The organism is Bacillus sp. FSL K6-6540 (assembly GCF_038007545.1).
In genome coordinates, this window is sequence record NZ_JBBOXH010000001.1 from 3,707,612 (window position 1) to 3,734,597 (window position 26,986).

Sequence of the window (26,986 nt, forward strand, 5' to 3'; positions counted from 1 at the left end):
TTTATTCTTAAAATACTCCTCAATGACTTGTCCGTATTACACTTTGAACTCTTTATAAGGGTGCCGCCAGCAAAACGCAAATTTACAACAAAATCAGCCTCTGCATCTCCTCGGCGAGCGAGCTGCCGGTGACCTTCTCGATCAGCAGCCTGGCCAGTACGTAGTTGGTGTTGGAATAGCTCCAGTCCGTTCCCGGCTCGAATCGCACCGGCTTTGACAATGCCAGCCGTACCAGCTCCTCCGGCAGGTAGGTTTTGAACCGATTGTCTACCCACTCCTGACCCTGCCAGGGGATCCCCGGCATGACCGTCCCGTCTTCGTAGTACTCGCCGGTGAAGTTAAACACCCCGCTGGTGTGTTGCAGCAGCATCCGCACCGTGATCCGCCGGTCCAGCCCGAACTCGGGCAGGTAGTCTACCGCCGGTTCGTCCAGCCCGATCCTGCCCTCGGCAACCAATTGCAGCATCACGGTCGACGTGAAGGTCTTGATGTTGCTGCCGATCCGGAAGTGCCCGTTTGTAGGCGGCTTCGCCTCCTCGCCCAACCTGCTCACCCCGGCGCTGCCGACCCACTCGCTGAACTAATATTTTTAAGCAAAAGGTTCCATCTGAAACGGTAGGACCTTTATCTAAAGTGCCTAAGTGCCAGACATACCACGTTCACGCGTTGAACCACCTGCAATTAATTAGTTTGTTCACCATGAACATTCAATATCATGATATACACTCAAAGATATTTCAATCTAAATTACGAGACAAAACAAAATTCAAACCATAAAAAATCCGCGTAAAACGCGGACTTAAATGGATATGTATGTTCTTTCCTCTAACATGAATACTATGCAAGTGGCAATAAACTTTCCTATCTATTATTGAGCCCGCTATCGTCCTTAGTCGTGCGATTGTAGACGACGGTTTCTTTGGTGCCGTCCGCGTATTCCAGGTCAACTTCGTCGATACGGATTGAATCCAAAGCACCTTGATACGTGAAGAGCTCAAACACACCGAGTTCTAACCCCGGTATGACCGGACCGACATATTGAAGATTGAAAGAGTTCTTTCCGGAGTGCTCGTCATACGAAGGGTCTCCTACGGGATTAAATGTGCTGACCTTCACGGTATAGTAGTTGATCGTTTTGCCGGTCAAATTATCGACGAGCCACGTCAGCGTGATACCGTTCGCTGAATTTACACTATATCTGAACTCTCTTGGGTCGCTAAAACGATTCTCCGCTGTCACTCGGGTAGCTTCGGGTTCGTCGTAGGCCGTTTCGTTACCTCCTTGATTCTGATCCGTGGAAATCGTTGCGCCTTTTTCGCCATCTCCGTTGGAATGTTCGTTTTCGGCATCCACTGTTTGCCCAGCTTTAACTATAGTTGGTTCACTCCGACTATAACCCAAGTCTTCCGAGAAATACACACCGCAGCTGAATGCGATGATAATAGATATTAGAAAAGATAAAAAGATATTCAATTTTTTAGCCATGCTGATGTCCTCGCCTTTTCCGTTATTTGTTTTATAATAACAGATCTAGGTCCAATAGGACAGACAGAAAGTAGTAATATCGAACTATGTTTATATAGTAAGACCTAACTCGCAACTTGATAACATAAATAGAAAAAGCTGCATATTCAGCGGCTGCTAATGTTACTATGTTTTTGTCACCCGACATTAGCCAAGATCTTCCTCCAGGAACATCGCAACAGCCTAGCGCTTGATTTCGATGTCATATGTTTTTCGTATTTCGCCCATGAAAAAAGTCCCCTCCAAGAAGACTTTAATGCGCTTTTACACACTGTCTACTTAAAGGGGATCATATCAAAATTGCGGCTTCTTTAGTTTACATGGATAATGACTAAGCCAGATCCTCTCTATCCATTGAGCTGGGCATGATTTGGTTAGATATCACTACTGAAGATCGGGTTCCAGGCTCATATTAGGGATCTGTCTCAAATGATCGCTTACCTTGTCCACCTTCCATGCTCCATTAGCATAAATAATGTGCGCTTCCCGATCAAAAACATAATGCAGCTCGCCCGTTAATATATTTCCTGGAATGTAGGATTGAATAAGGATCGCGCTAGTATTGCTTGCATAGTTTACCGTTGCCGTATTCATATCAAAATTCATTTCTTTAAAGTGAAGTCCTTCCTGCTCTATGATTTGCTGAATTAGACGATCCGTAAAATAAGGTTTGAAGTAAGTGCGAACCTGTTTCACTTTCGATAGATCAGATGCCTCGTTCAATTTCTCCGATAATTGCGCAATACGAGTGTCACTTAGTCTTTGTTTGGTAGGTACTTGATACTTCGGCTTCATCAACTTAACGACGACTTGCTTGCCATCCAGGATAACGGTGGCTTCTTTGGTTTTCTGATCCCACTTCACATCTGCTCCCATGGTTTGGCTAACGAACCTTAAAGGTACATAAGTTGTGTTTTGGATGAGCTCAACCGGAGCATCAAAATCAACGCGGTCCTGGTTTACTAAGGCCCTTTTGAATTGAACCGCAAGTGTGATTACAGTTTCGCCTTTGGTCAATTGAGCTGTTTTTTGAAATTGGTTCCATTTCACATCGATACCCATGTTCTGAGATACTGCCCGTATAGGGATCAACACTCGATTGTTCTTTAGAATACCATGCTCGATTACTTCATTGCCTGATGCTTGTGTTGGAATGACGTTCGCAAGAAAAAAAATCATGACCGTCGATATGCTAATCAATAACTTTTTCAAATGCCCTCCCCCTCAAATCAGCCCTAGTTTGTTCCAGTCCTATTTATTTAGACGTCCTATTCCATGAAAAAGTTGCCCAAAATGAACGGAATACCTATTTTCGCCTCTCCGCCGTTGAATGCAGCCACATGGCCCGTCTCCTTGTCTCGGCAAACCACTAAATGTGGCTCGGGCTGTACCGAGATGGCGGGGCCTGCCTGAAGCTCCTCCTCCACCGCGGTCCAGAACGGGGAATCTTCAGCAAGTGCCAGCACAAGAAAGGTTTTAAGCGCCCAATACGGCGAACCCGGCGCATTATAATTTTCCGCCATCACCAGATTCGGATAGGCATAACCGAGGGTAAGCACGCCGGTCCTGTCAAAAAGGTATCTCACGCCTAACGAGCAGAGCTCGAGTAAAACACGTCCCCGTGCATATGCTGAATTCTGCCCCAGTGGGCGGGATTCATCGTGTCTGGTGAGCGGTTCTCCAGAATGGCCTGGTACAGTGCCGTCTTCTCTTCCAAATGGGCAACGTGCTGTTTGGCTTCTTCCAGCTTAGCGAGCGCAGCTTCTTTATGCTCCATCATGAGTCTGTAGCGTTGTGGAATGGTAGAATCCCCCTCGAGACATAAATCGATATACATTTTTATGACATCGATCGGCATCCCGGATTGCTTGAGGCATTTGATGCCATGCAGCCAGTTGATCGATTCTTCGTCGAATAATCGAATATTATTCTCATTGCGCTGTACGCTTGGCACTAGAGCTTTATCCGTGTAAAAGCGCACGGCGTGCTCAGTGAGCCCCGTGATTTGAGCGGCTTCTTTGACCGTATACATGTGGAATCCCCCTTGGATAAAAAAGAATAAGAGCCTCTTGCCTTCGTGTAACACGAAGGTACTATGCTTATTGTAATGCAACTGTGTCGTAATCGGAATTCCCGCTGCAGTCCCCGATGTTGGGGTTACGCGCCGGTTGCTGTTATACATTTGAACAATAGGAGGAATCGCAATGCAAACTGTAACTTTGAACAACGGTGTGAAAATGCCGATCCTAGGCTTCGGTGTCTACCAGATTCCCGATACTGATGAGTGCGAGAACGCGGTGTACGAAGCGCTGTCGGTCGGTTACCGCTTGATCGACACCGCCGCCGGTTACCTTAACGAGGAAGCGGTCGGACGCGCGATCAAGCGCAGCGGTGTTCCGCGTGAGGAGCTGTTCATTACGACAAAGATTTGGGTTCAGGATGCCGGCTACGAGAGTGCCAAGCTTGCATTTGCAAAATCCCTGAAGAAGCTGCAGCTTGATTATCTCGATCTGTACCTGATTCACCAGCCATTCGGTGATTACTACGGCACTTGGCGTGCGATGGAAGAACTGTACCATGACGGCAAAATCAAGGCCATCGGGGTCAGCAACTTCATGCCCGATCGTCTGATGGACCTCATTGTGCATAACGAAATTGTGCCCGCCGTCAACCAGATTGAAACGCACCCGTTCTACCAGCAGATAGAGAGCGCTGCTTTCGTAAAAGATCAGGGCGTGCAACACCAGTCGTGGGCGCCGTTCGCTGAAGGACGAAACAATATGTTCGGCAACGAAGTGCTGACCTCGATCGCGGGAAAACACAACAAATCCGTCGCCCAGATCGTATTGCGATGGCTTGTTCAACGAGAAGTTGTTGTCATTCCAAAGTCAGTACGAAAAGAGCGAATCGTCGAAAATTTCAACATTTTTGATTTTGAGTTGGGCGCGGACGATATGGAACACATTTCCACCCTTGATACTCGGGAGAGTTTATTCTTATCGTACCGCGATCCGGGAGTCGCCAAGATGATGGGCAACTGGAGAGTCGAACTGTAAACCTTGGTCCGGTTTCTCCATTTAGAAAGGACAGGGCCGGAACTCCTGTCCTTTCGTGTAGTATCATACTTATGGGCGAAATGGGGCAAACCACTCTGTTAACCCATTTACCATTTCATTCGGTCAGTATATCTGTTTAAACTCGACAATAAGATATCTGGTTAGGGTTTGGAGAACATGCGCGAGATGTAAACTCGCTTGCCCTTTAAACTCATTCACTTATTGTCCTCGACTCGGGACAAGAACTTGTACCGATAAAACAAAAAAGCTGCTAAATTAGCAACTTTCAATGGGACCATGTTTCTCCCCCGACAGGTAATAATTGAGTCGCATATGCGGCTCTTTTATTCTGTCTATAAGCCATGCACTGCTAAGGGTTCGCTCTTGATCTATCGGTTTCCGAATAACGATATATCCACGAACTTCGTTCACACCTTTTCTTAGAGACGCACTCAATTTCCAACGTTTCCTGATTGAAAAATCTCGCTGTAACTAGTATTTATCCCAACCCTAGTTCCGTAGAAATCACATTATCGTCATATAAGGTTCTAATTACTTCCTCTCTATTGTCTATCAAAACCTTTAACCACTCATTGAAATTATCCAAGATTCCATACAATTTTGGGTTGTGACTATCGAAATAAGCAACTTTGTATTCTTCATTCTTCATCTGGTTCGCAATGAAACACCATGCATTCCCATTATGATCTAGAGAAAACGGGATTAAATGGCCTATTTCCACTGATCCACCCTCTCTAATATTAATCATTTTATGAGTCTCAACGCTCGTCATTCTTTGTAAAGAAAGTCTCTGAATCGATAAGATTTGTTTGTTTCCATCTCCTACTGCACTTACTTCTTGAATCATGTACAGAAATGCACCATTGCTAAACTGTGATACAAAATCACAATAGGATTTTGGTAGTTTGTAATTCAAATCATTTTCTGTTTTTTCTATATCTTCTTTCGATGCTACTTCATATGTTTCATGGATCTCTTTTTCTTTAACAAGGGATTTTAATGAGGTATTGTCCATACATTCTAGAACTCTCCTTTTTGCATTTTTGACTTCGCACTATCATTCTATCTACCTTCGTAAATCATTCCATATGTAGAGTATTCACGAAATTATTGAACTACCCTGCCCGTTAGCTTAAAAAAAGGAACAGCTGCCTACAGGCGAACTGCTCCATGCTATTTTAAATTATCGTGTCCCGTTAGTGTAAAACAACTTCATTTCCTTACCATTAAAGAATGACCTAGAAACCAGCTGTATAATTCCGGATTATCGTATGTTTCTGTCCAAGAGTTGTGATTCGACTCAGGATAAATTGTGAAAGAGACATTTCCACCGTTTTCGCGAAGTGCGTCTACCATTTTTTTAGATTCAGCAATGGGCACTATATCATCCTTCGCGCCATGGAATGCCCAGGTGGGTGTTCCTATTAGTTCATGTACCCGGTTGGGGTTACCTCCACCACATATTGGAGCGATAGCTGCGAACCTTCCTGGATATTCTGCTGCTAAGTGCCACGTCCCATAACCACCCATGCTTAGCCCCGTCAAGTATATCCGATCTGGATCTACGTTATAGTTTGCAATGATCTCATCTACTAATGCCATCAATCCGTCTTGTTCAGCATTCCAAAAAGAATCCTCCGGGCATTGAGGGGAGATCGTAATGAATGGAAAAGAAGGATCGCGTTCTGCTATCATAGGAATTCCATGTGCTTTAACCAACTCCAGATCATCTCCACGTTCACCTGCCCCGTGAAGAAATAAGATTAAAGGCCACTTAATTGAGGATTCTTTTTCATGTTGATCTGGCAAATGTAAGAGGTATTTCATCCGCACTCTTTTAGTTATTTCTTTTTCAAATTTATTTGCGGTTTGACTCATCGTATCTCCCTCACTTTACTGATATCTCCCATAGGGGGTAAAAATAGAATTCCCCATATTTCCCAGAATTCCTTCAGTTGCATTAAACTGCCCGTTAGTTGAACAAAAGAGCCGATCTCATTAACGGCTGCCTTCTCGTCTTCTATTGCACTAACGTTTCCCGTTAGTGCAATGGAGTGTCACCTAAATATAATTGTGAATTGTATAGATTGTTTTCTAACGAAAAAAAGGAGCAGCTGTCAACCGGCAACTGTTCGATGTTTAAATGAATAGACGAGAAACTAGTGAGTCAGCCTCGTGGTTATACCCTAATAAACGAAGATCATTGGCAATTCGGTCAATTAAAGTTTTATCACCAGAGCAAGTATGTTGAAGATGGCGAACGAGAGCTAACATTTCTATAGTTTCATTAGACACTGCTGGCATAAATTGTTTGGTGCCTATTGAATCTAGAGTATTTACAGTTACTTGGAATGATCTTTCTATACGAAGATTGTTTATATAGGAAAATGGCTGTTCAATAGGCAAAATGTTGAACCGATTCTTTACTTCATTTAACACCTTTCCTTTTTCGAACTTCCACCGATCATGATCAAACCATTCTGAATTACTTTCCCTACTTTGTTCTTCTTGGAGATGACTTAAATATCGATCTTCATTTTGGAATTCGTTCCATGCTAACGATTCATTGTAAAAGTGAAGTGAAAAAAAATCATTTATATTCTTCGCAACTATACGAACACGTTCATGATCCATAGGAGACACTCTAATAACTAAAGCTTCTTCTAAATCTTTAACTATTCCAAAATCTGTTAGGAGTGCAAAGTGTACACCGTCTCCACCAGTGCTGGCAAATGGAATGCTGTCTACGGGAGTACAGAAGTAACCATCTTGACTATAATCTAATCCGAGGAAAAGTCCTGATGGTTTTTCTAGATATGCAACCTCATGTGCAAAAGAACCTTCCCATTCCACAAGTTGTTGCAGCAATTTAGGTGCCTTGCAATTGGAGTTCATATTACACCTCACTATGTAATTGATAATTAACTATTTACCAGTAAAATCTTTGTAGTACTAATATTTAGGAGATATATTTTATACATTCGCCAATTGGCCTATAATTTCCCTTTTACCAGACAGCAAAATTATTGTTTTTAAACTAACCTGCCCGTTAGCTTAAAAAATTCCATGGAAACATAGTTAGAGACTTATCTAGCCGGTAATCGGACTATGTTCTTGTCCCTCGACAGATGAACACATTAGCTTTCCATTTATATTCACAAGGTGTGTATCTTTTAAAGTTGAAAATTGATGTGCACAGATCCCCCGTCCTGTTTTGGATGGGGGTAAAATAAAGTTTAATTCAACAATCTGAACAGTTATCCCAGCTTGAGGATTTCCAAGAGTCGCAAGTACTGGAGCCTTTTATGCCGTGGTCGTCATCGCCGCCAACCTGCATGTCGCATAACATAACCCTTACTATCTACTGTATACCTGCGCCCATTTGATTACTAGCTGGGCTATTTGACGCTCACGTTGAAACCTATTGCTTATCTTTTTTCGGAAAACCTTAAGTAATCTTTTTGAAAATCCGGTTTCCGAGTGTTTTGATAACAACTTGATAACATAAATATATAAAGCCGCATAATCAGAATCAGCGGCTTCTAATGTTACTATGTTTTTGTCACCCGACAACACGGCCGGCCCCTATGAGCCGGATGTGTTGAGTCAGCCCTTCCCCCTATTTTAGTAAAATACGATGCTCCCAGGTTAATGAATACTATTATAAATGCTTTTAAATTCATGAACAAAGTCAATCGGCAGCATAGGCTCATCAGAAGCGGCTATTTGTTGAATCTCTTTTAACCTGTTCATTGATTCTTCATCCAAATTTGACACATCGTTTGCTTGATGAAAATAAATATACTGCAATACATAACGAAGTTTAATAGACTCTTGTAAATATTCTATTTCTTCTTCTTGGATTGTATTTTCCTTTAGATATCCTTTTATAAAATGGCGGAAAAACAATCTATAATATTCCGTTTTATTTTCAAATTCCTTATACGGAAAAAAAAGTGCATAACACAATGTAATCCCAATATCGTTTACGAAATACGTATAACTGCAATCATCGAAATCGAACAAATAAATGTCGCCGTTATGCAGATAAAAATTACTTTGACTAAAGTCACTATGAATCAAACCGTATGTATCTTTGGACTTGGGCAGAGAAGTAAGTTTTGTTAATCTTTGTTTTAGAATTGAAATCATTACATCATCAGGTCGCAGGTACTTCTCCGCCTTTAATTGAACTTCTTGGTCCCAGGCTTGTCGTTTAAACGCCGGATTACGCCATTCATAACCCTTTGTGGCATGATGGATTTTCCCCATAAATTCGCCCCATTTTTCGTAAAGCGATTCATTCCAATCTTCATCCGACACTTCTTTTCCAAGAGCCATTTCGTATGAAATGGCTAGGAACGAACCATTTTCTGCAGCAATTTCTTCAACCATATTACCTCTGGTTGATGGAACAGCATTTGAAACTGCCAGTCCTTTATTCGACAAATAATTTAAAAATTCAATTTCACCCCGTATATTATTTCTCGATCTTCTAATTGTATGTGAGATTTTTAATATGAAAAATCCGTTGTTTTTCTGGTATTCATAAACAAAGCTTTCATAACCGCCCAATGAACGAACAGTGTCTTTATTAATGTCATATCGCTTTATTGCTTCGGTAAGGATCTCTTCAGTGAATTGCTCTTCAATTTCTCGTATCATTTTCTATACCTTCTTTCATTCAACACATTTTCGCTTCTTTCTCACTCTTCCCTCTGTAACCGTTCATCCCGTCTAATTTGATACTGGTGTCTTCGCTAAAATGAAAAAGCACGCAAATCTTCCTTTAATCGATTACCTTTATATTCCATACGAACATTGAATTATCCTGTCCGTTAACAAGAACTAGTACCGATAAAACAAAAAAGTCGCTAAAATAGCGACTTTCTATGGGATCATGTCTTGTCCCTAGACATCTTGGGATCTTTTCTACATAAAAAAGCTTAAGGACAGTTTATATTTCCTTTTCTTCGAACTTACGAACTCCTTTATTTTTAGACGTCACTGGTTTCAGACAACCGTAGCTTTTTTTTACCTATTTAGACACTTACTGATATAATTGACCCAACCCTCTGAAGGATCAACAATCCATTATCAATACTCTCAATGAAGTACTTCTTATCATCTAAAACAACAACATCACTTTCCTTCAATTTGACTTCGCTTTTAAAATAAATGAAGTTATCTGATCCAGGTACTGCTCCTTTATAGTAAATCATGCTGTTCTCAACTCCTTATAAAACTTATTTCACTTAAACCAAAAAAAACCGACTTTCCGCCTGTACCTTTGGTTCATGACTTCTTTCACTGGAATGCCATCCAATATTCTGGTTAACTAACTCTTGTTGCCAACGCAAAAACACCTCCCGAAATTGTCACCATATCTTATGACATGGTTTTCTCTTGAAGGTGTTTTTAATTTATCTTACGCTATGGAGCCAGTCCCACCTGCTTCATCTGAAACGCTACTTGGTTTTGACTATTTGCCCCTGTGCTTCTTCTTCGCCTTTTGAACTCTAAGTTGATATTTTCTTTCATTTTCCACAAGATTTTGTTGACGATTATGCACTTTTCGTTGCAGTTTCCTGGATTCGAGGTCCAGCTTTATTGCCTCCTGAGCATGGCTAGATAAACCTCGTTGGGCAATCTCTCTAGACGCCTGCCGAGCTAGTCTTTTCGGATTTATTCGAGTGTTTTTACTTCGTTTCGTATCCGTTCCTACCTTCGTAAGGTTCATCAATTCCATCATTTTCTCGCTAACGAACTCTAATATCTCCGGATCCTTTGGCTCGTTACCAAAAATATGACGACAAGCTTTTAGACGTCCTTGCTCTTCCTGCTCAATCACACCAATCCAGTACTTACAACTTTCATCAAACAATACGGTAAGCTTCACACTTACTCCCCCTCTGTTTTTACTGGAGTGATGGACATCCCGAGGGGGGAAGGTCACTGACACTGGAACTGACCCTGTGCGACCGGACTACCAACCGATCTGTGTTTTTACACTCCTTTAAGGTTATATCACATTTTTCAAAATTCTTAAACCGTTCCACTATCCTGCCCGTTAGCTTAATGAAATTGCACCTTGAAACAGGCAGGGAATGCAGATGTTATCCGCGTATTGCGGATTATCAGTTGAATGAACTTCACCCGACTATTGTCATCGTATTGAAATGTTCGCGTATAAACAGCATTTCTATATAGCTAGGATTACCGGGTATACGATGATTAGCTCTCCAATGACCCAAAGCTTGGAAAGTCCGCTCCACCTCTTCCCTGCGCATCCCTAGCCGAAAAGGACCGATACCGACATGCGGCGTTACGATAATAATTGCGTCAACTGCAAACTCCTCTTTATGACAACTTCTAATTATTTTTCTTCTGGAATGTCAACAATAATATAGTTTTCTTTTAGATTAACTTGAGGCAGTTCGGATTGTTTAAAAACAACGTCATTCCAATTCTCCTTAGTGATTAAACCATATCCAGTAGAAGTAATATGAGGCATCCAGCGAAAGTTGGCGAATGTCGTATCTTTAAAATTCGGTAGGGAACCGTTCTCTTTTATAAAGGCGCGGTTTATGAAATAAAGGTTATCTTGCGTAGTGGTCTTTTCGCTAATGAAAGCTTGCCACTTAAGGTAAGCTGTGTTCTTCGTAATTTGATAATAGCGGATTACATTATTATTGAGCTCGATGAATCGGTCATGGGTGTTTTCCGGAAAATAATATTGAAGACTGGATGCTTCCATAAATGGTTCAAAGTCCTCCGTGAGCTGTGAAACTCTAGGAAGATTGATTGCAGCATTTCTGGCCGTGCTTAATGCACTACTCTTAACGTCGGTCAGCAGTTTCGTGCTTGGTTTTGAAACAAACGCCGTTTGGGTCTTTTGATTCCAAGTTACTGAACCGTCCAACGCTTCTGCAACAAAACGTAAGGGAATCATTGTTTTACCGTTTTGAATAAATGGAGCAGCGCTTAATGAAACTGAAGTTCCATTTTTTTGTGCTACTTTATTATTCATAGTCAACTGCAAGTTAATGTCGCCTCCCTTCACTGTCACTTGCTTAGTAGTATTATTCCAGGCAAACGTTAAGCCATCTAAACCTTTGAGTGAAGTCAGACTAAAAAATACCTGATTGTTCATTATGAGAATATCTTTTGAATCTAAGTCATGATTATTCACAACAACTTGTGTTCCTTTTGGACTTTTTACTGCTGCGGCTGCCCCATTGGTTGGAAGTAACAAAAGCGAAGAACATAGAACAGCAAAAGAAAATAATACCAATTTCTTCATCACTAAAACCTCTTCTCTTCTTTATTTCAACTATCCTCTCCCGTTTGCTTAATTAATCATCTCTTTTAAAAATAGAATAAGAAAAATAGATCACTCCACCAACACCTAAAATCATTGATATCCCAAACAATATCCACACTATTTTCACATCAGTATCGCTAAGACCGTTACCTACTGGACCAACTTTTGGTTCGAAAAAATGATTTAGTTTCCATATACCATAGAGAATGAGAAATATTGATGCGAACAATCCAACAAAATTTTTCTGTTTAATGTTTCACGCCCCCATCCGTACTGATATAAAAGTAACGCGGTCATTAAGTTAATAAATAGATAATACCACATATTGGAACTATCCTGCCCGTTAGCTTAATGAAATTGTATGGAAAGCAGTTAGATATTTAGCTAATCGCTTATCGGCTCATATTAAAGTAAAAAATGGCCATTAAAAATTGAAATGACGGGTGACGATCATAAGGCATAAATCACTCCCTATGATCGCCACCCGCCACCAGGTTACATAACTTGGGGTTATTCCAGAAGCCCAGCCTCCCTGGCTTTTTGCACCGCTTCCTCCCGGTTGCGAACCCCCAGCTTCATATAAACCGATGACGCATAGTTTCGAACCGTACCGTCGGATAAATACAATTTGGAAGCAATGCTTTTATATCGCAGCCCTTCGGACACGAACTGTAAAATTTCAAGCTCCCTCGGCGTTAAATCATAGGCCGATGACGCTTTGATTGACGAAGGATCATCACGGCTATTGTCCGCTTCCAGTTGGGCAAATAATTTGTGCGACATGCCCTGATCGATCAGCGTGCCCCCGCGGTGGACGGTGCGAATCGTTTCAGCCAGCTCTAACGGCTGCATGGACTTCAATAGGTATCCATCCACTCCGCTTCGCATTGCCTCCAGAGCCTGTTTGGTATCCTCGAACGTGGTGAGAATCAGAATCCGGATGTGGGGCCACGATTCTTTAATCGTACGGGATGCGGAGATTCCATCCACATTCGGCATTTCAACATCCATAAGCACCAGCTGGGGCCTAACTTGCCTGCACAGCTCGATCGCTTGCTCGCCATCCTCTGCCGTCCCGACAACCTGAAAATCCTGCTGCTCTTCCAGCAAAGTCCGCAAGCTTTCACGAATAACGGGGTGGTCATCGACGACCAACAGGCGGATGACTTCATCCTTAAGCTCCGTTTGTCTGGGTAGCGTGCAGGTAACGAGAGTGCCTTCTCCCCGCTCCGTATAGACGGCCACATGGCCTTGCAAAATCATCGCCCGTTCCTTCATGGCGCTGAGGCCAAAGCCCTCCCTTCCATGCTCCATCCCGCGGCCGTTATCTTGAATTTCCAGTCTCGTTTGCTGGGGCTCGAAATGCACGGAAACCTTAATCTCTGTCGAGTGTCCATGGCGCACGGCATTCGTCAACGACTCTTGCAGGCAGCGGTAGAGCGCTGTCTTCGCTTGCTTCATTACAGGGTATTCCTCCCCGTAGGCATGGAAAGTAACCGGCACCTTGGCATGTTCCTGAAACTCCTCCGCCAGCTTCCTCAAAGACTGAAGCAGCGGGAGAGTCTCATGCGGCGATTCGATTTGATGCACGTAACCTCTGACCTCCTCCATATTTTGGCGGGCCAGGTTCAATAGGGAATCGAGACTTTCGGTTCCCGTATCCGTTGCCATCTGAGGACGCAACGTTTCCAATCCCATAATGAGCGAAGTGTAGGCATGACCGACGGTATCATGAAGCTCTTTGGACAGCCGGCTCCGTTCTTCGGCAAGCGTGATACGCTCGATTTGGGACAGGTACTGCTCCAACACCGCATTTTGCTCGCGAATCGTTTCGCCTTGACGATGATTGAGCACGAGTAAATGGAAGGAGAATCCGAAGATATACGCCAGCCCGATGTGAACGGCCATGACCCAGTATTCACTCTGCTCTGCAAGCTGCTTGATTATGGCGGGCAGGAGCAAGATGGTTACAGGCCCTGACCAGAGATAGGTTCTATGGGCGCTGTGAGCAGCAATGAAAAAAGCATACAGCAGGAATGCTAAGTAGGCTTGGGGAAAAAATGAAGCCAAATACAAACACAGCCCACCCGAGATCACAATTTCGGTAAACAAGTAGTATTTATAATCGAGCTGCAAGCAAAGCCATGGAACGGAAAAAGCAATCAGCTGCCATAGGACAAGGACTACAATCGGCAGCGTGAAATATTGTTGCAGACTTATTGTCGTAAACACGAGAGAAATGCTGGATATCAGGCGGATTATAAACATGAGCCAGTCGTACCAGTACCATTGCTTGACCATATCGAACAAAACCATCATCCCCTAAAGACTTTCAGTATGACATTACGTAACTATTATAAAGTAAACTGCTATAGAGTAAACTATCCTCCGACGACCTACGAGGAGAAGCGGGGCATTCGTCTACCGGTTCACATGCTTGATCATTAGACGCGTGTAGCCGCCTATCCAGCGCGCCATGCGGTCCGCAAGCCAGCAGCTCACCATCATCAGTACGACCCCTGTGGCCGATACCATCATAGCTTTGGCAAACGTGTCTACCGTCGCACCCATAATGGAAAGGGTGATAAACGGATAGAGGAACGGGACCGCAATCAATACAGGCGGCGCCACATAGAGTATGGCCGCACTGACCAGACTTAAAATCCCTACCGGAAACTTCAACATCAGCCAGCCAATAGCGATCCAGTTGCGTCGGTTCAGCAACTCCTTTTTCGCTTGGAGCCAGTTGGACACTTTCGGGGTGACAGCTTTAACACAAGGCTCGGTGGTGATATCCATATAGATCTTGGTTTGTACACGTTCGAATTGCAGGAAGACAGTTGTCGTTCGCAAAACGTTAGCCAGGAGAGGAACGCCCACGACAGTAAACGAAAGACTCAAACCCAGAATAATGGCAACCAGATAAAAGCAGAAGTAAAACAATCCGGTGACGAAAGTAAACAGCAGGAAATAGCCGTTTTGAACAAAACTGGCGACGGTTCTTGCCATCAAAGAGCTCACATCCTTTGCAAGTAGTAAACGTATCCTACTTCTCTTGATGTCAAATCTGCCAGTGTCAAAATGTCATATGACATAAAATGAACGGAGCGTGAGCTACGGTCATGACCAACTGCACAGTAGAATTGTTCAAACTCAGAATGGTCCCTGCGTACCAGTAATACAGGTACAAACCGCAACTCATTATGTCTTTTCTTATACGATGCTATTACGCTACGCTTACCAGCACCATACGCTTCAGATACAGCTACATTAACAACGTCTCCCTTCGTCTATTAGGTTGTAGAATTTACTTACTCTACAACTAGCCCTACATTTAGACCAGATGGATCCCTGACGCCCATTTTGACAAACATATATCGTTATAACAAAAAAGCCGCAACTAAGCGACTTTTAAGCATACATAATTAAGATTTTATTGATTCAGTTGAGATGGCTTCACTTTCTGAATGTGAACGAGGATGTCAAATGTTTTACCTAATGATACTTCAACAGTTGTTGGGATATCTGGACCTACCGTTGTTACTCCGGCAAAAATGGGATGTTGCTCGTTTAGCCAAGTTTTAGTCACTCCGCTTGCCTTACGTAAATCAACAAAAAACTGGTCGTATTTTACTTGTCCAAAGGTATAGTTGTAACTATTCGGGTCATCTAATTTTAATGTTCCATAGGGACCGAATTCCAAGTTACTGTTATAAACATTGTAACGTCCCTCATAGACAGATGTTCCAATGGATACATACCGTTTTCCATAATGTTCTGCTAAATGCTGCCCAGCTACTTTAGGGTATACGAAAGGGATCAGGTTTGTTTTCGAAACGTGCCCATTATGGCCCCACACGATTGTTTTTCCTATATGTTCTTCTGTCCATTTCGCATTCTCATACATGGCAATATCGTGCTTCAAATAAAAGTCTTCCAGGTTATCAGGATATGCGGCTGTCATTGTCGTAAATTGCTCGATAATACGGGCATTTTGTTTGATCCATGCGAACTCTGGGGATTTTCCATTCAGTTTATTTTTATTTTGCTCTAATAAAGCGCTGATTTGTTTCGCATCTGAAACATACCGTGCTTTCGTTTCTTTCTTAAGACCGCCAAAGGTATCTAAATCCTTGGTTACAGGAATAAGGCCTTTCATCTTTTGTTCGAAGCGAGTGACAAGTTTCGGATCGTATTTCTTTACATACGCTAGGATATTGTTATAAACACTCTCGTTCACGGTCTGGATATCCATCCCGATGATCCGTATTTTGGATTTATGCTTTGGATCAGCATTATATTGGCGTATCCATTGAAGCAGATCTATGATTTCTTTAGTGTTAAATACAGGACTTAGATATTGGCTTGGGTCCCCTTTACCCGTAAGAACATAGCGATCGAGTCCCAATGCTCTGTCCCATCCCTCTTCTAACACTAAGGCCTTAAAGCCCATATCAGCTGTCAAATAATTAACAATGCGATGCTTCATGGTAAAAACTTCGTGAGCTCCATGCGTCGCTTCGCCTAAACCAACAATTGTAGCTGATCCGATCATATCCTTAAGCGGTCTTAAATCCTGAAGAGATGCTGTTGGATCCGTTGACTTTAATGGCATGGCATGCTTTTCTAACCATTTTATCTGCTCGGCTTTTTGATTTGAGTTGTAGGGAGCTATAAGAGAAGCACCTACTTTCGAAGCTGCATGAATATTTCCTGTAAAACCAGCCAGTGTGAACATCGAAGCAGCAATTGCGATACCCATTTTCTTTTTCATAAAATCTTCTCCTTAAATACTTTGTGATTTGGTTTGATGAGATATATTCTAGTTCCCAGAACTCTCTTCTGTATCCTACTGCACTCGTTGTTATGTACAACAGTGTCAAAATGTCATATGACACGCCCTTCCCCCTTAACTTAATAAAAAGACGTATGCTGCCTCGATGAAATCAAATCGGGAATGTAACAATGTTCTTTTCATTGCATTTTGACAAGAACTTGATAACCTAAATATAAAAAGCCGCATAATCAGCGGCTTCTAATGCTACTATGTTTTTGTCACCGACAATTTTTACTAACTTAGTCAATCTCCTCCCCCTCCGCCATCTCCCGAACCTCCATCATTGCCACTGTCACTACTGTAGTCGTATGAGCTCCCACCGTCTGCTCCACTGTCACTATTACTGCTCCAAGTTCTCCCGGAAGTTGTCCCCCCAGGTATTCCCTTCCAAGAACGATTAAAGACATAATCGATAGCGGTATCCACATCGTTATTAAACAGAGAAGAAGCCTCTGAGAAAGTAAAATCCGGGTTTTCTTTGCTTACATTTCTCATAAAACGTTCTCCTACACCAAGTAATAGCGCATCTTCCCTCATCTTTTCCAGCCATTTGAGGTCTTTACCAGCCCTTCCTACGTCATGTCCGCCTCTAGCCAGCTTTCGTCGATACCGCTTTATAGCGCTTCGGAAAGCTGCCGAACGCCGATCTAATGCTCCTCGGGGTAAAAACCCAACAAGTAAAAACGAAAGAATTACGAAGTTCAAGTATTCGTCTACCAGGGGATCATACAAAATTGGAGCTGCCACGAAAAAGCAAACGACCAAAAAGACGATGATGTATCTTTTGAGGCGCCAGCGATAAGAAGCCAATATGAGTCCGCCGCCCAAAATAATGGCCAATATTCCTACCCAACCCCAAGCTGTTACGTCTGCAATGTACAGATAGATGAGCAAAGCCAAATGTATGAGAGCTAGAGCAGGTATGATGACTTTTCTCGCCGCGTATTCCTTGTACATGATCCCTTTGCTATTCTCAGTCTCCACAAGTTCCTGCCAGCGGCTTAGTCCCTTTTTAAGACTTCTCATGCGCTTTATGTATTTACCTTTAGTCGCTTTATTCCTGCGCTCTGTTTTCGTAGGGCCAGAAAATTTATCCAGGTTCAGGACAGTCGTACCGTGAGACAGCCAACCAAGCAAGTAACGGTCTGGTTTTTTCAGGGCTGTACGATTACCCTTGAATGTAAACTCGGGAAGCCTCTTCGGCGCTCTCGAATCTTCCTGGAATCGCATAGCTGATGGCACTAAGGAAACACTCACCATGCCTTTACGGCGCAGCGAAAATACACCGGCCAGCCCATCTGCAAGCCGGAGCTTTCCCTTCCGGAAAAGGTAAATCATATCGATTGGATCCATCGCTGCGATATCTTCGAAGCTGATCCGCCTACCCCTCCACCAGGATGAAATCCTACGCAGTGAAAGGGAATAATAAACGATACCTGCTATGGCTGCATAGGTCAGCCAGCGGCTGATATGTTGACCCGCTTTCAGTAAATGTTCACGCTTTTCGAATCTTTGCTGAAGCTTCTGTTCAGCTAACAGTCGTTCCGAGAGTGAGGCTGAGGTCTCTTCTGTTTCCCTCTCCGTCAGCATCTCTGGGGGGAAATACAACTTCAGCCTCGCACTATCCCCTTCAGGTAATAGCGTGTTTTCGTACCTGATCCAACGATTGTTTACTTCTGTCAAGCTGCCTCTTGAGCGATCGTAGGCAAATCCAGATAAATTTTCTTTTGCAGGCTGTTCTGTATATACCCTAACGGTTACGTTGTGATGATCAAACCTGTTATCTTTGAGTACGGTCCAATCCAGCTCTCCACGATCGTCATATTTCACAGCTTCTCGATCAAGCCTATAGCGATAATAAATCTGCCTCGTTTCATCTTTAGCTTGTAATTCGATGTAATAAGAACCCGATTTAGTTCTTAAATAGACCGGATAACGCTCCAAATTAACATATCCAAGATTACCGAGCTCTCGGTCATTCGGTGGTACATAAGCTTCAAAAAATTCAATATTCGCTCCCCCGAAATTATCCATATATCTAGGAATTCTTTCATACTCTCCTTGTACTGTGTAAGTGAATAGCTCTTCCACATATAAGTCCCCGTCCGCCATTACCTTGGCCATAACGTCCACTTGATCAATCGTTAACTCATTGTCGTTGCCACACCCGACTAAGATAACAACCCAAACAATACTAACTGCCAAAAGCATCACATGTTTAATCCTTATTTTCACAGTAAACCTCCCGTTAATATACCAGGGTCTCACTGTCCATTTGTTGAACAAGAAGGCAGCAGATCACGTTGATATAAGCATCGTGCTACTATTGATAATAGATGTCTTTCTGCTTCCAGAGGACATTGTCACACTCTATGATGGATCTTAACTCTACGTTTACATAATCTCCCCAATATCCCAGTGTAATAGAGTTTTCATGTAATGAAATCCACTGCAATGACACGATAAAATGCTCTATTTTAAAATTACTGTTTTCATAGACCTCTTTACAATAAAGCTGCACTCCATTATCAAATACATCCATTTTAGATAGAAAGTGTTCAAACATTTGATGAGAGATATTTTGGATACCGTCTACTTCTATTGACCAATCCGAATGGGCGGATTCTAATAGTATTACATCTTTTGATTTATCCGCGTTTTCCCATGCTGTCAAAACTTCATTTGCTGAGAATCTGTTGAATTTAAATAACAGTTGTTGTTTTATCATTAGTGTCACTTCCTTTCAAACTTCAATTACCTCTGCTCCAAAAATCATCAAGCGTCTTCTTGCTTTCTCCTAATGAGCGAAGCTGAACAATATCCCCTCTTTCATTTAAAGTAAAATGTCCTTTGAAAGCATCTGGCATGGCATTATATTGTTTTTCTTCCTGCTCATATGCCTGGACAAAACAAGCATATCCATATTGATTTACTAGATACGGCAGCCCAAAAGCAGAACGAAGCAGTTCATATTCTTGATAGTTATAAGGCGTGCTTTCAGGACGCTTCATCAGAATTTCTATGAATTTAGTCATCAGTTTCTCTACTTCTTTCTCAGTTGCATACTTTGCATAGCCTCGAATTGCAGTCAATCTCATATCTAGGTAGCGCTCTTTTTTAAACGCTTTTAAGAAGAATTCCTTTAAATCAATATCTTCACAGAACACAAGTGCTTTCAATATTGTGTTGCGAATGTACAAATTTTTAGCCTTAAAATACAGTTCTATTAAAAATTCAACATCTTCATTTGACAACGTTATATCCTTACATCTTTCCAGCAGCTGTTGAAAATCGTCTTTATTTTCATACCCTCTTTTTTGGGACATCTTCTTAAGCTCTTCAATTATGTTTATCATTTGAATCCCTTCACCATCTCCTTCTCTTCTCTGGCTTTACCCTATTGGCACATCATTCACCCTTATCCTTTTAACTTCTTAAACCTAGTTAAATATTCACTGACCAATTGGATTAAATTGCGGATAAAAAAACAGCTAATCGCTTATCTTGATCTGCTTGTGTTAAATTGCACTAACATGTCCCGTTAGTGCAATGGAGTGTCACCTAATATTATAAAGGAAACATTCCCCATCTGCCTGATAATAATGACCACCCATTACGCAAAACTGCCAGTTAGATTAATGAATTTGTTTGGAATACATAGTTAGATGCTTATCTAATCGCTAATCGGCTCATGTTCTTGTACCGATAAAACAAAAAAGCCGCTATTTTAGCGACTTTCTATGGGACCATGTTCTTGTCCCTCGACATGATTTCTTTTTTTGGCACCATATACCTATAGCTATCATTAAAAAAAGGCCAACCGAATGGATTGGTTGACCGCATTCTCCTTTTGTAATTGCGTGAATCATCCCTTCTTCGGTGCGGCGATCTGACGTGCTACCCTATCGGCTAATGTTGCATCTGCCTGGAATAAATAGCCTAACACAACCCTCTGAATCTCATGAGAAACCGCCGATAAGTCATCAGCGAGGTTCTGAACAAGATGATCCTGCTGAACTTGTGTGAGCGATTGGTAGAATTGTCCCGCTTGCGTGAAATTATCGGCCTTCGGAATATCGGATCGAACGAGCCGGCCAGCTACATAGCGCCCTGCTCCGCTCGTTACCTGTTCAGTCGGTGACCAGTTTGCTTGATGGTTAATCGGAATTTTGCGGAAATCCGTTCCAAGGCGATGCCGCTGTGAATCCCAATAAATATTGCTTCGACCTTGCAGCATTTTATCATCGGACAGCTCGGCACCATCCAGAAGATTTGACGGGGAGAATGCCAACTTCTCGATCTGCTCCTGATAATCAGTAGGGTTCGTATCCAATACGAGTCGACCAACTGGCAGCAGAGGGAATTGATGCACATCCCACACTTTCGTGTCATCCAGCGGATCGAACGACAGCATCGCCTCATCCTGTGGGTTCATCAACTGCACATACAGCCCGTATTGGACCGGTGTCCCTTTGGCAATCGTGTCATACAGATCTTTACCCGAATAATCCGGGTTCTCGCAGGCCAAACGAGCTGCTTCTTGCGCATCGATATATTGCTCTCCAGCCAACGGAATCCAGCGATATTTGACGTAGAAGCGGTCGTTCTGTGCATTTTTCCAAACATAGGTGTTAACACTGTGTCCCGGCGTATGGCGGAAACTCTTGACCGTCCCTTCGTCCGAGTACAGACGTACAACGAAATGGGTTGCCTCTGGCGCTGTAGCAATGAAACCCCAGAATCGATTCGGATCGATGAGATTGTTAACTGGTGATGGCAGGAAAGCATGAATTGACTCAGGGAACCGGATCGGGTCTCGTACGAGGAACACGGGGATATGATTACAGAGCAGGTCGAATACGCCATGCTCGGTATAAAATTTCGTCGAGAATCCACGCACGTTGCGGGATGTATCGGGTGTCCCTTTGTTGCTGACCGCAAGTGAGAAACGAACTGTAACGGGTACCCGTTGTCCCGGCTGCTGCAAGAAGCACAGTTTCGTATAAGCGGCCATCGAGTGAAGGGTTTCAAAATAACCCATGGCACCAAACCCCTTCACGTGGACCGGACGCTCTAATATCTTTTCGTGGACAAAGGTTTCAAGTGTTTCATGCAGCATGCTGTCCTGTTCAAGAATCGGTCCCCGTTCCCCCACCGTTTGTGAATGGTGTTCCGGCGACTGCATAGCATTCCATTGTGATTGAGCATGGCCTCTTTGCCAGCTTCGATCGTTTGCCTGATTGTTAGCTTTGTTACCGTCCATTGACCCGCCTCCCATACCTACATTCTCGGGGATATATATGCATGGCTATGAACGGGTATGACAGCATGTCAAATTGTATATTGAATTGAAATGAGTAAATGTGCATTCCATCACATAGTAGAGAAATCATATAAACACATTACGTTATCCGCATAGCTTTCTGCTGCGCTTTCAGACACAGTTCTACTGCCATAAAAGCGGATCGAGCGCAACAGCGGCGATGATAAATTCGCCCGGCTTGACCACCGGACTGGGCTTCCCCTTCGGGGCATAGTTCATTCCGTCGCTTTTCTGCATAATCATAAGCCTCCACCCATATCATTTTTTTTCGCCATAATTGCTTCCTGTCGTGATCTTCCCATCCTCAAAATTCTCAATGCTCTTGCCCTTTTGGTAAAAATAAGGAACGTTTTGTTGAGCACCCTCTTGCGTATAGAAGGGATCATTCTTTTGTAGCGGGAGTTGCACGTTCTCTCCCATGCCTGCGGATTTGTAGATGCTCATGATCAACTCCAATGTGCTGCGGCCGTCTTCTCCGTCGATGAGCACCGGCGTTCCATGCTCGATCGCGCTCAGCACATTGTCGATCTGACCAGTATGACCTTCGTACGGCAAATCCGGCAATTCGTCATAGTATTTCTGGATTTTTTCTTCTAGTTCCAAATCGCGTTCAGGGAATCCGTTCGGCAAGGAAGTGGAAGCCGTTACCCGCCACGGGGCAGAAATCCGTGCATACTGTCCTTGGAAGATGTATTGCTGTTCTTCTCCGTGGTGGACGACCGAACTGGTAAGTTGTCCCAAAGCTCCATTCGGATATTTCATCATCGCGATGGATAAATCCTCAACCTCGGCATTGTCATGCGCGACATTAGCCATGTAGGCTTGTACGTGGCTAGGACGACCAAGCATCCACAGCAATCCGTCGATATGATGTACGGCATGATTCAGCGTAGGGCCTCCCCCCTCTTTCTCCCAAGTGCCGCGCCACCATAAGTCGTAATAACTATGGCCCCGCCACCAAAAAGAATCCACTTGTGCATGCAGAATCTTGCCGGCCAGACCGCTATCCAGCACTTGTTTCAGCTTCATAATCGGATTTCTGAATCGATTCTGGGCGATCACGGACAACACCTTGCCGTTATTCCGTGCCGCTTCGATCATGTCATCACATTCCTTAAGCGACGCTGCCATAGGTTTCTCAACAATGACATGGCTTCCTGCGTTCAGGAAATCGACCGCAACCTGCGCATGAACGTACGGAGGCATACAAATGGACACAAGATCGATTCCGTCTTGAAGCAGTTCCTTATAATCGTGTGCGATTTTAGCCTCCAGTCCGTACTGTTCCCGCCTTACTTCAGCCTTCTCTGGGTAAAGATCGCATAAGGCAACAATTTTACAGCGGTCCTTAAACTGCAGATATGCTTCGATATGACTGGTCGAAATTGCACCCGTACCTATAATCGCAACCTTTAACATACGTTATTTTTTACCTCCCAACTTTATTTTTTATATAAAAATTATATCCGGTGCAAACTTGTAAATGTGTTTTGCTATGGGGGAAAAATAACGCTAGATTGCGGATTGTATGGTATATTCAATGCATGTACGAAGACGAGGAAGAAGGAGGCAAACAAGTTGTCATTCGTTGCAAGCAACTACAGTACCTCTCCCTTGTACTTTGCCTATAGACGTAAAAGCGAAAATTACGAGCATAAAGAGACTTTCCATTCCCATCTTGGCCTTGAAGTGTTGTTCATTCATCAAGGAAGGGGGACCATGATCGTTAACAACAACAGCTATGAGATTAAGCCGGGCATGCTTTGTATATTTCAGCCCTGTCAACTCCACCACCTAAAGCTTGAATACGACGATCATCAATGCTTCGAACGTTCGATTGCGATTTTTGAACCGACGGTGTTTGAGGCTTATTTTAAACAGTGGCCCGCTCTTCATGAATTTTACAATTTTATTTATCTAGGCAATCTTCCTTTCCCTTGTTTATACGAGGTCGACGACCCGTATCTGGAAGGTGCATACAAGAGCATGAACGATCGATTCCCGACGCTGTCCGACACGGAAAAATATGAAGAAATTTCGCTGTTTATTGTCGCACTTTTTCGCTCCTTGAAACCAATCTGGGATAAGCGGAAAGAACGGAGTTCAACTTACCAAACCCGTAAGAATCATCGGGTGGAGCACATCTTAACCTGGATTGAGACGAATTATACGATTCCTTTCCGATTGGACGCCATGGCGAAGTCGCTGCATCTATCTCCCTATCATTTATCACATCTCTTTAAAGAAGCGACAGGGATCAGCATCACGGAATACATAGCAGCCCGAAGGATTCATCAATCCATACAGCTCCTAGCGACTACAAAAAAACCGATCTCGCTTATTGCGGAGGAGATCGGATTAACGAATAGCTCTTATTTTTGCAAATTGTTTAAGTCGCAGATGGGAATCACGCCGCATCAATATCGAAAAAAATGGACGAGTACTTAAATAACGGGAATGCGCCTGATATTTATATGGACCTTACATAAGAAGGTTGATCGTGTCAAGCATGATCGAAGATAGTACACTCATGAAGTGATGAATAAAGCTAAAAAAGAACCGATGCATCACTCACCGGTATCGGAGCGTTTCCGCCGGACTTATTACGAACTGGGATTTAAGAGATATAAGATCAATGATTGATATAATGTTCATATAATTGCTCGAAGGTTGTAAAACGTTCGACTTCTCTACCAACCTTACCATATTCGTCTACATATTCATCCATCATTTCAAGGAACTTCTCTTTCATTACTGATAAATCACTTGCATCAAAGTACTGCATGAGGTCAAATTTCTTGGTTCCTTTCTCCGCAACCATATCATCAAGATAACCTTGTGCTCCAAAGGCCGAAAGAAAGGCATAGGAGGCATCGTTCGTTTTAACACTGTTCAAGATTTTATTGCGGTAGTTGCACCACAATTCTTCGTAAGTTCCCTTCAGATTATCAAAAGTCGGAGCGGGTTTAACAATGAAGTTATCACACATCTTGCTATGTAACCTCGTAACGCTGTTCAACATATTAAAAGAGGCAATTCGGATATCTTCAATGGTATGAGCTTCGATGACAGACATGTATAAGGATTCGAGGTCATCTGGAACATGGCGATACGAGCGTATTTCTTCTAAATATCGCTTGACACCTCGTTTGATGCACGTGTTATTCATGCTAACCAAGGCATTGACCAGATTGTACAGAACGCCGGCAGATGCATGTCTCACTGAACCGATATGATCACCCAGCATCGTATCGCTGTATGCTTGCTTAGCCAGATCGATCCATTTTTTTGCTCGATTAAGACACGCTTCTCCTATCGGCTCCGCAAGCGCATCAAGAGCTTTTTGCCTAAAGTCGTTCAATTTCTCCAAATCCTCAGACTTTGCATAATAGAGAATTTTGAGCTCGGTTAGGCTCGACACGTTGGGACTCTCTAAGATGGATTGTGCGTGTATTCTTGTATCCCATGGAGTGCAATAGATGTCATAGCCAACGTCATCTAAGATGAAGCAATCGGATATTCCCCATCCCTTTTCTGTATTATTTATGATAATTAAATCAAGATCGCTCTTTTCGTGAAAGTCCCCGGTGCTAAACGAACCAGTAAGCCCAATAATTGCGATATCGTCTTGAAAATCTCTTCTTGCGCGTTCGATCACCATGTTGATCAGCAGTTCATTTTTGTCCAGCAGCTTCTTCTTTATGATTTCGTTCATTCGTTACACCCCTTCGTATGAGCTGGCCGTCCTTCATCACAACAACCTCAACTAGAGTCTATCGATTTAGAGGTGCGGTTGCTATGTATAAGTTGATTTAATTCATCTTTGCACAAAATCCGCTAAACCGTTGATATGACGATTAAGCGGATTTCAGTAGTTCTTTTTTCTTTATGCTTTCGCATGACAAGGAATACTTTTAACAAAAAAATTACTGAAGATGTATTTCCGATTTGACATCATTTTGATTTAAAAATTTCATTAAATCATGACTCAGCTGCACAATCTCATTATTCGCATGCAAGCGTATCTTAATAATTCTTGATGAGGAATAACTTACATTGAATTTAAAGCAATACTTTAGAGTCACAAAATTTCTATAAAACTGCCCGTTAGCATAATTAAGGCAGCTGATCAATTGACCGGCTGCCTTCTTGTCTTTGTTAAACTAACGTTTCGCAGTAAGCTTAATTTAGAGTCTTTTTTGCGTTATTAAATCTATGTATCCCATATCCTGTGAAGTCGGAAGCTAATATTGCTTCCTTAAGCGGATATAAATTTGATGTGATTCTTAATTCAATTCCTTTTTGGAATAATCTCTCCAACAAATTCTCATATTTTTCAACTGATTTGGGTTTCACTACTTGACGAGAAATGTAGTAGCCAGCTGTTTTATCAAAAAGCTCAAAACCCTCATCGTCAAAACGATATCGAAATATGCTTTGCTTTGATATCCTCGAATACCAGTCACTTTCTACTGTAATTATGGTATTGGCAATTGAATTATTAAAGAAGAGTTGTAAATGTTGGTCTGTTGTCGCCTCATCTTTTCTACACACAATTCGGGGACAATCCCTAGGGAAATAGTACGTAAACTCGTGCTCTTCATCAAGTGCCCAAACTACCGCAGGAAAATCCGGACGATTTTGCTTCTCTTTCGGTACAAATATATTGATTCTATCGTCTTCACTGAAGTGAAAAAGCATGTGCGCCCCCCTCATACCATTTATTTTTATATTCCATAAAAATATTGGATTATCCAGCTCATTAGCTTAATGAAACGGCAGGAAAAATCTAGTTAGATCCTCATCTAATCGGTAATTGTCTCATGTTCTTGTCCCACGACTCTGGATAAGAACTCTCTTGTACCGATAAAACAAAAAAGCCGCAAAATTAGCGACTTTCA

At 42.7% G+C, this 26,986-nt stretch carries 24 protein-coding genes and 1 pseudogene; 2 read left to right on the top strand and 23 right to left on the bottom strand.

Translation table 11 applies throughout. From position 1 onward, the window contains the following. Nucleotides 1-82: 82 nt before the first annotated feature. From MHH82_RS16265 to MHH82_RS16285, 5 genes are all read right to left on the bottom strand, one after another. Complete coding sequence (locus MHH82_RS16265) at nucleotides 83-553, bottom strand: serine hydrolase domain-containing protein (RefSeq protein WP_340966792.1); 471 nt, start codon at nucleotides 551-553, stop codon at nucleotides 83-85. Between the two features lie 308 nt (nucleotides 554-861). Continuing rightward, nucleotides 862-1,353: a hypothetical protein gene (locus tag MHH82_RS16270; RefSeq protein ID WP_340966793.1), complete on the bottom strand. Its 492-nt coding sequence runs from the start codon at nucleotides 1,351-1,353 to the stop codon at nucleotides 862-864. 555 nt (nucleotides 1,354-1,908) lie between these two features. Continuing rightward, on the bottom strand, nucleotides 1,909-2,736 hold the full coding sequence (locus tag MHH82_RS16275; RefSeq protein WP_340966794.1) for a copper amine oxidase N-terminal domain-containing protein: 828 nt from the start codon (nucleotides 2,734-2,736) through the stop codon (nucleotides 1,909-1,911). A 56-nt stretch (nucleotides 2,737-2,792) separates the two neighbouring features. Further along, a complete protein-coding gene (locus MHH82_RS16280; RefSeq protein ID WP_445661970.1) occupies nucleotides 2,793-3,110 on the bottom strand; it encodes a DUF2264 domain-containing protein in 318 nt (105 codons plus the stop codon). Between the two features lie 2 nt (nucleotides 3,111-3,112). Further along, nucleotides 3,113-3,556: a MerR family transcriptional regulator gene (locus tag MHH82_RS16285; protein ID WP_015735427.1), complete on the bottom strand. Its 444-nt coding sequence runs from the start codon at nucleotides 3,554-3,556 to the stop codon at nucleotides 3,113-3,115. A 172-nt stretch (nucleotides 3,557-3,728) separates the two neighbouring features. Here MHH82_RS16285 and MHH82_RS16290 point away from each other — a divergent pair, with 172 nt between their 5' ends. Beyond that, nucleotides 3,729-4,580 (top strand): aldo/keto reductase, encoded by an 852-nt coding sequence (locus MHH82_RS16290; protein ID WP_251495933.1) that lies wholly within the window; start codon nucleotides 3,729-3,731, stop codon nucleotides 4,578-4,580. 499 nt (nucleotides 4,581-5,079) lie between these two features. Here MHH82_RS16290 and MHH82_RS16295 read toward each other — a convergent pair whose 3' ends face one another. From MHH82_RS16295 to MHH82_RS16365, 16 genes and pseudogenes are all read right to left on the bottom strand, one after another. Beyond that, nucleotides 5,080-5,616 (bottom strand): SMI1/KNR4 family protein, encoded by a 537-nt coding sequence (locus MHH82_RS16295; RefSeq protein WP_251495935.1) that lies wholly within the window; start codon nucleotides 5,614-5,616, stop codon nucleotides 5,080-5,082. 197 nt (nucleotides 5,617-5,813) lie between these two features. Beyond that, nucleotides 5,814-6,479, bottom strand: a complete 666-nt coding sequence (locus MHH82_RS16300) for a carboxylesterase family protein (protein ID WP_015735432.1) — start codon at nucleotides 6,477-6,479, stop codon at nucleotides 5,814-5,816. 261 nt (nucleotides 6,480-6,740) lie between these two features. Then, the gene (locus tag MHH82_RS16305; protein WP_145036524.1) at nucleotides 6,741-7,496 is read right to left on the bottom strand and encodes a hypothetical protein; all 756 of its coding nucleotides are present in this window, start codon (nucleotides 7,494-7,496) and stop codon (nucleotides 6,741-6,743) included. 753 nt (nucleotides 7,497-8,249) lie between these two features. Beyond that, the gene (locus tag MHH82_RS16310) at nucleotides 8,250-9,266 is read right to left on the bottom strand and encodes a phosphotransferase enzyme family protein (protein WP_251495940.1); all 1,017 of its coding nucleotides are present in this window, start codon (nucleotides 9,264-9,266) and stop codon (nucleotides 8,250-8,252) included. Nucleotides 9,267-9,643: 377 nt separating this feature from the next. After that, a complete protein-coding gene (locus tag MHH82_RS16315) occupies nucleotides 9,644-9,823 on the bottom strand; it encodes a hypothetical protein (protein ID WP_145036526.1) in 180 nt (59 codons plus the stop codon). Between the two features lie 260 nt (nucleotides 9,824-10,083). Further along, nucleotides 10,084-10,500, bottom strand: coding sequence for a YjdF family protein (locus MHH82_RS16320; protein ID WP_015735436.1), 417 nt, complete (start codon nucleotides 10,498-10,500; stop codon nucleotides 10,084-10,086). Between the two features lie 477 nt (nucleotides 10,501-10,977). Next, nucleotides 10,978-11,904, bottom strand: coding sequence for a copper amine oxidase N-terminal domain-containing protein (locus MHH82_RS16325; protein ID WP_340966798.1), 927 nt, complete (start codon nucleotides 11,902-11,904; stop codon nucleotides 10,978-10,980). Nucleotides 11,905-12,435: 531 nt separating this feature from the next. Beyond that, entirely contained in the window at nucleotides 12,436-14,226 is a 1,791-nt protein-coding gene (locus MHH82_RS16330) for a hybrid sensor histidine kinase/response regulator transcription factor (RefSeq protein WP_340970003.1), read from the bottom strand. A 120-nt stretch (nucleotides 14,227-14,346) separates the two neighbouring features. Continuing rightward, nucleotides 14,347-14,934 (bottom strand): sensor domain-containing protein, encoded by a 588-nt coding sequence (locus MHH82_RS16335; protein ID WP_340966800.1) that lies wholly within the window; start codon nucleotides 14,932-14,934, stop codon nucleotides 14,347-14,349. A gap of 8 nt (nucleotides 14,935-14,942) precedes the next feature. Further along, nucleotides 14,943-15,197: pseudogene (locus tag MHH82_RS41665) on the bottom strand (hypothetical protein); the annotation flags it as partial. A gap of 161 nt (nucleotides 15,198-15,358) precedes the next feature. After that, complete coding sequence (locus tag MHH82_RS16340; protein WP_340966802.1) at nucleotides 15,359-16,699, bottom strand: erythromycin esterase family protein; 1,341 nt, start codon at nucleotides 16,697-16,699, stop codon at nucleotides 15,359-15,361. 306 nt (nucleotides 16,700-17,005) lie between these two features. After that, nucleotides 17,006-18,997 (bottom strand): DUF2207 domain-containing protein, encoded by a 1,992-nt coding sequence (locus MHH82_RS16345; RefSeq protein ID WP_340966804.1) that lies wholly within the window; start codon nucleotides 18,995-18,997, stop codon nucleotides 17,006-17,008. A gap of 88 nt (nucleotides 18,998-19,085) precedes the next feature. Next, a complete protein-coding gene (locus MHH82_RS16350) occupies nucleotides 19,086-19,490 on the bottom strand; it encodes a hypothetical protein (protein WP_340966806.1) in 405 nt (134 codons plus the stop codon). Between the two features lie 22 nt (nucleotides 19,491-19,512). Next, a complete protein-coding gene (locus MHH82_RS16355; protein WP_009593856.1) occupies nucleotides 19,513-20,118 on the bottom strand; it encodes a hypothetical protein in 606 nt (201 codons plus the stop codon). Between the two features lie 509 nt (nucleotides 20,119-20,627). Beyond that, nucleotides 20,628-22,025 (bottom strand): catalase, encoded by a 1,398-nt coding sequence (locus MHH82_RS16360; RefSeq protein WP_340966810.1) that lies wholly within the window; start codon nucleotides 22,023-22,025, stop codon nucleotides 20,628-20,630. A gap of 318 nt (nucleotides 22,026-22,343) precedes the next feature. Further along, nucleotides 22,344-23,504, bottom strand: a complete 1,161-nt coding sequence (locus tag MHH82_RS16365; protein WP_340966811.1) for a Gfo/Idh/MocA family protein — start codon at nucleotides 23,502-23,504, stop codon at nucleotides 22,344-22,346. Nucleotides 23,505-23,663: 159 nt separating this feature from the next. Between MHH82_RS16365 and MHH82_RS16370 the strand changes: the two genes are divergently transcribed. Continuing rightward, complete coding sequence (locus MHH82_RS16370; RefSeq protein WP_340966813.1) at nucleotides 23,664-24,533, top strand: AraC family transcriptional regulator; 870 nt, start codon at nucleotides 23,664-23,666, stop codon at nucleotides 24,531-24,533. Nucleotides 24,534-24,717: 184 nt separating this feature from the next. Here the strand turns inward: MHH82_RS16370 and MHH82_RS16375 are convergent, their stop codons facing one another. After that, nucleotides 24,718-25,800 (bottom strand): nucleotidyltransferase domain-containing protein, encoded by a 1,083-nt coding sequence (locus tag MHH82_RS16375; RefSeq protein ID WP_340966814.1) that lies wholly within the window; start codon nucleotides 25,798-25,800, stop codon nucleotides 24,718-24,720. Between the two features lie 467 nt (nucleotides 25,801-26,267). Next, nucleotides 26,268-26,786: a DUF6886 family protein gene (locus tag MHH82_RS16380; protein WP_340966816.1), complete on the bottom strand. Its 519-nt coding sequence runs from the start codon at nucleotides 26,784-26,786 to the stop codon at nucleotides 26,268-26,270. Between the last annotated feature and the right edge of the window lie 200 nt (nucleotides 26,787-26,986).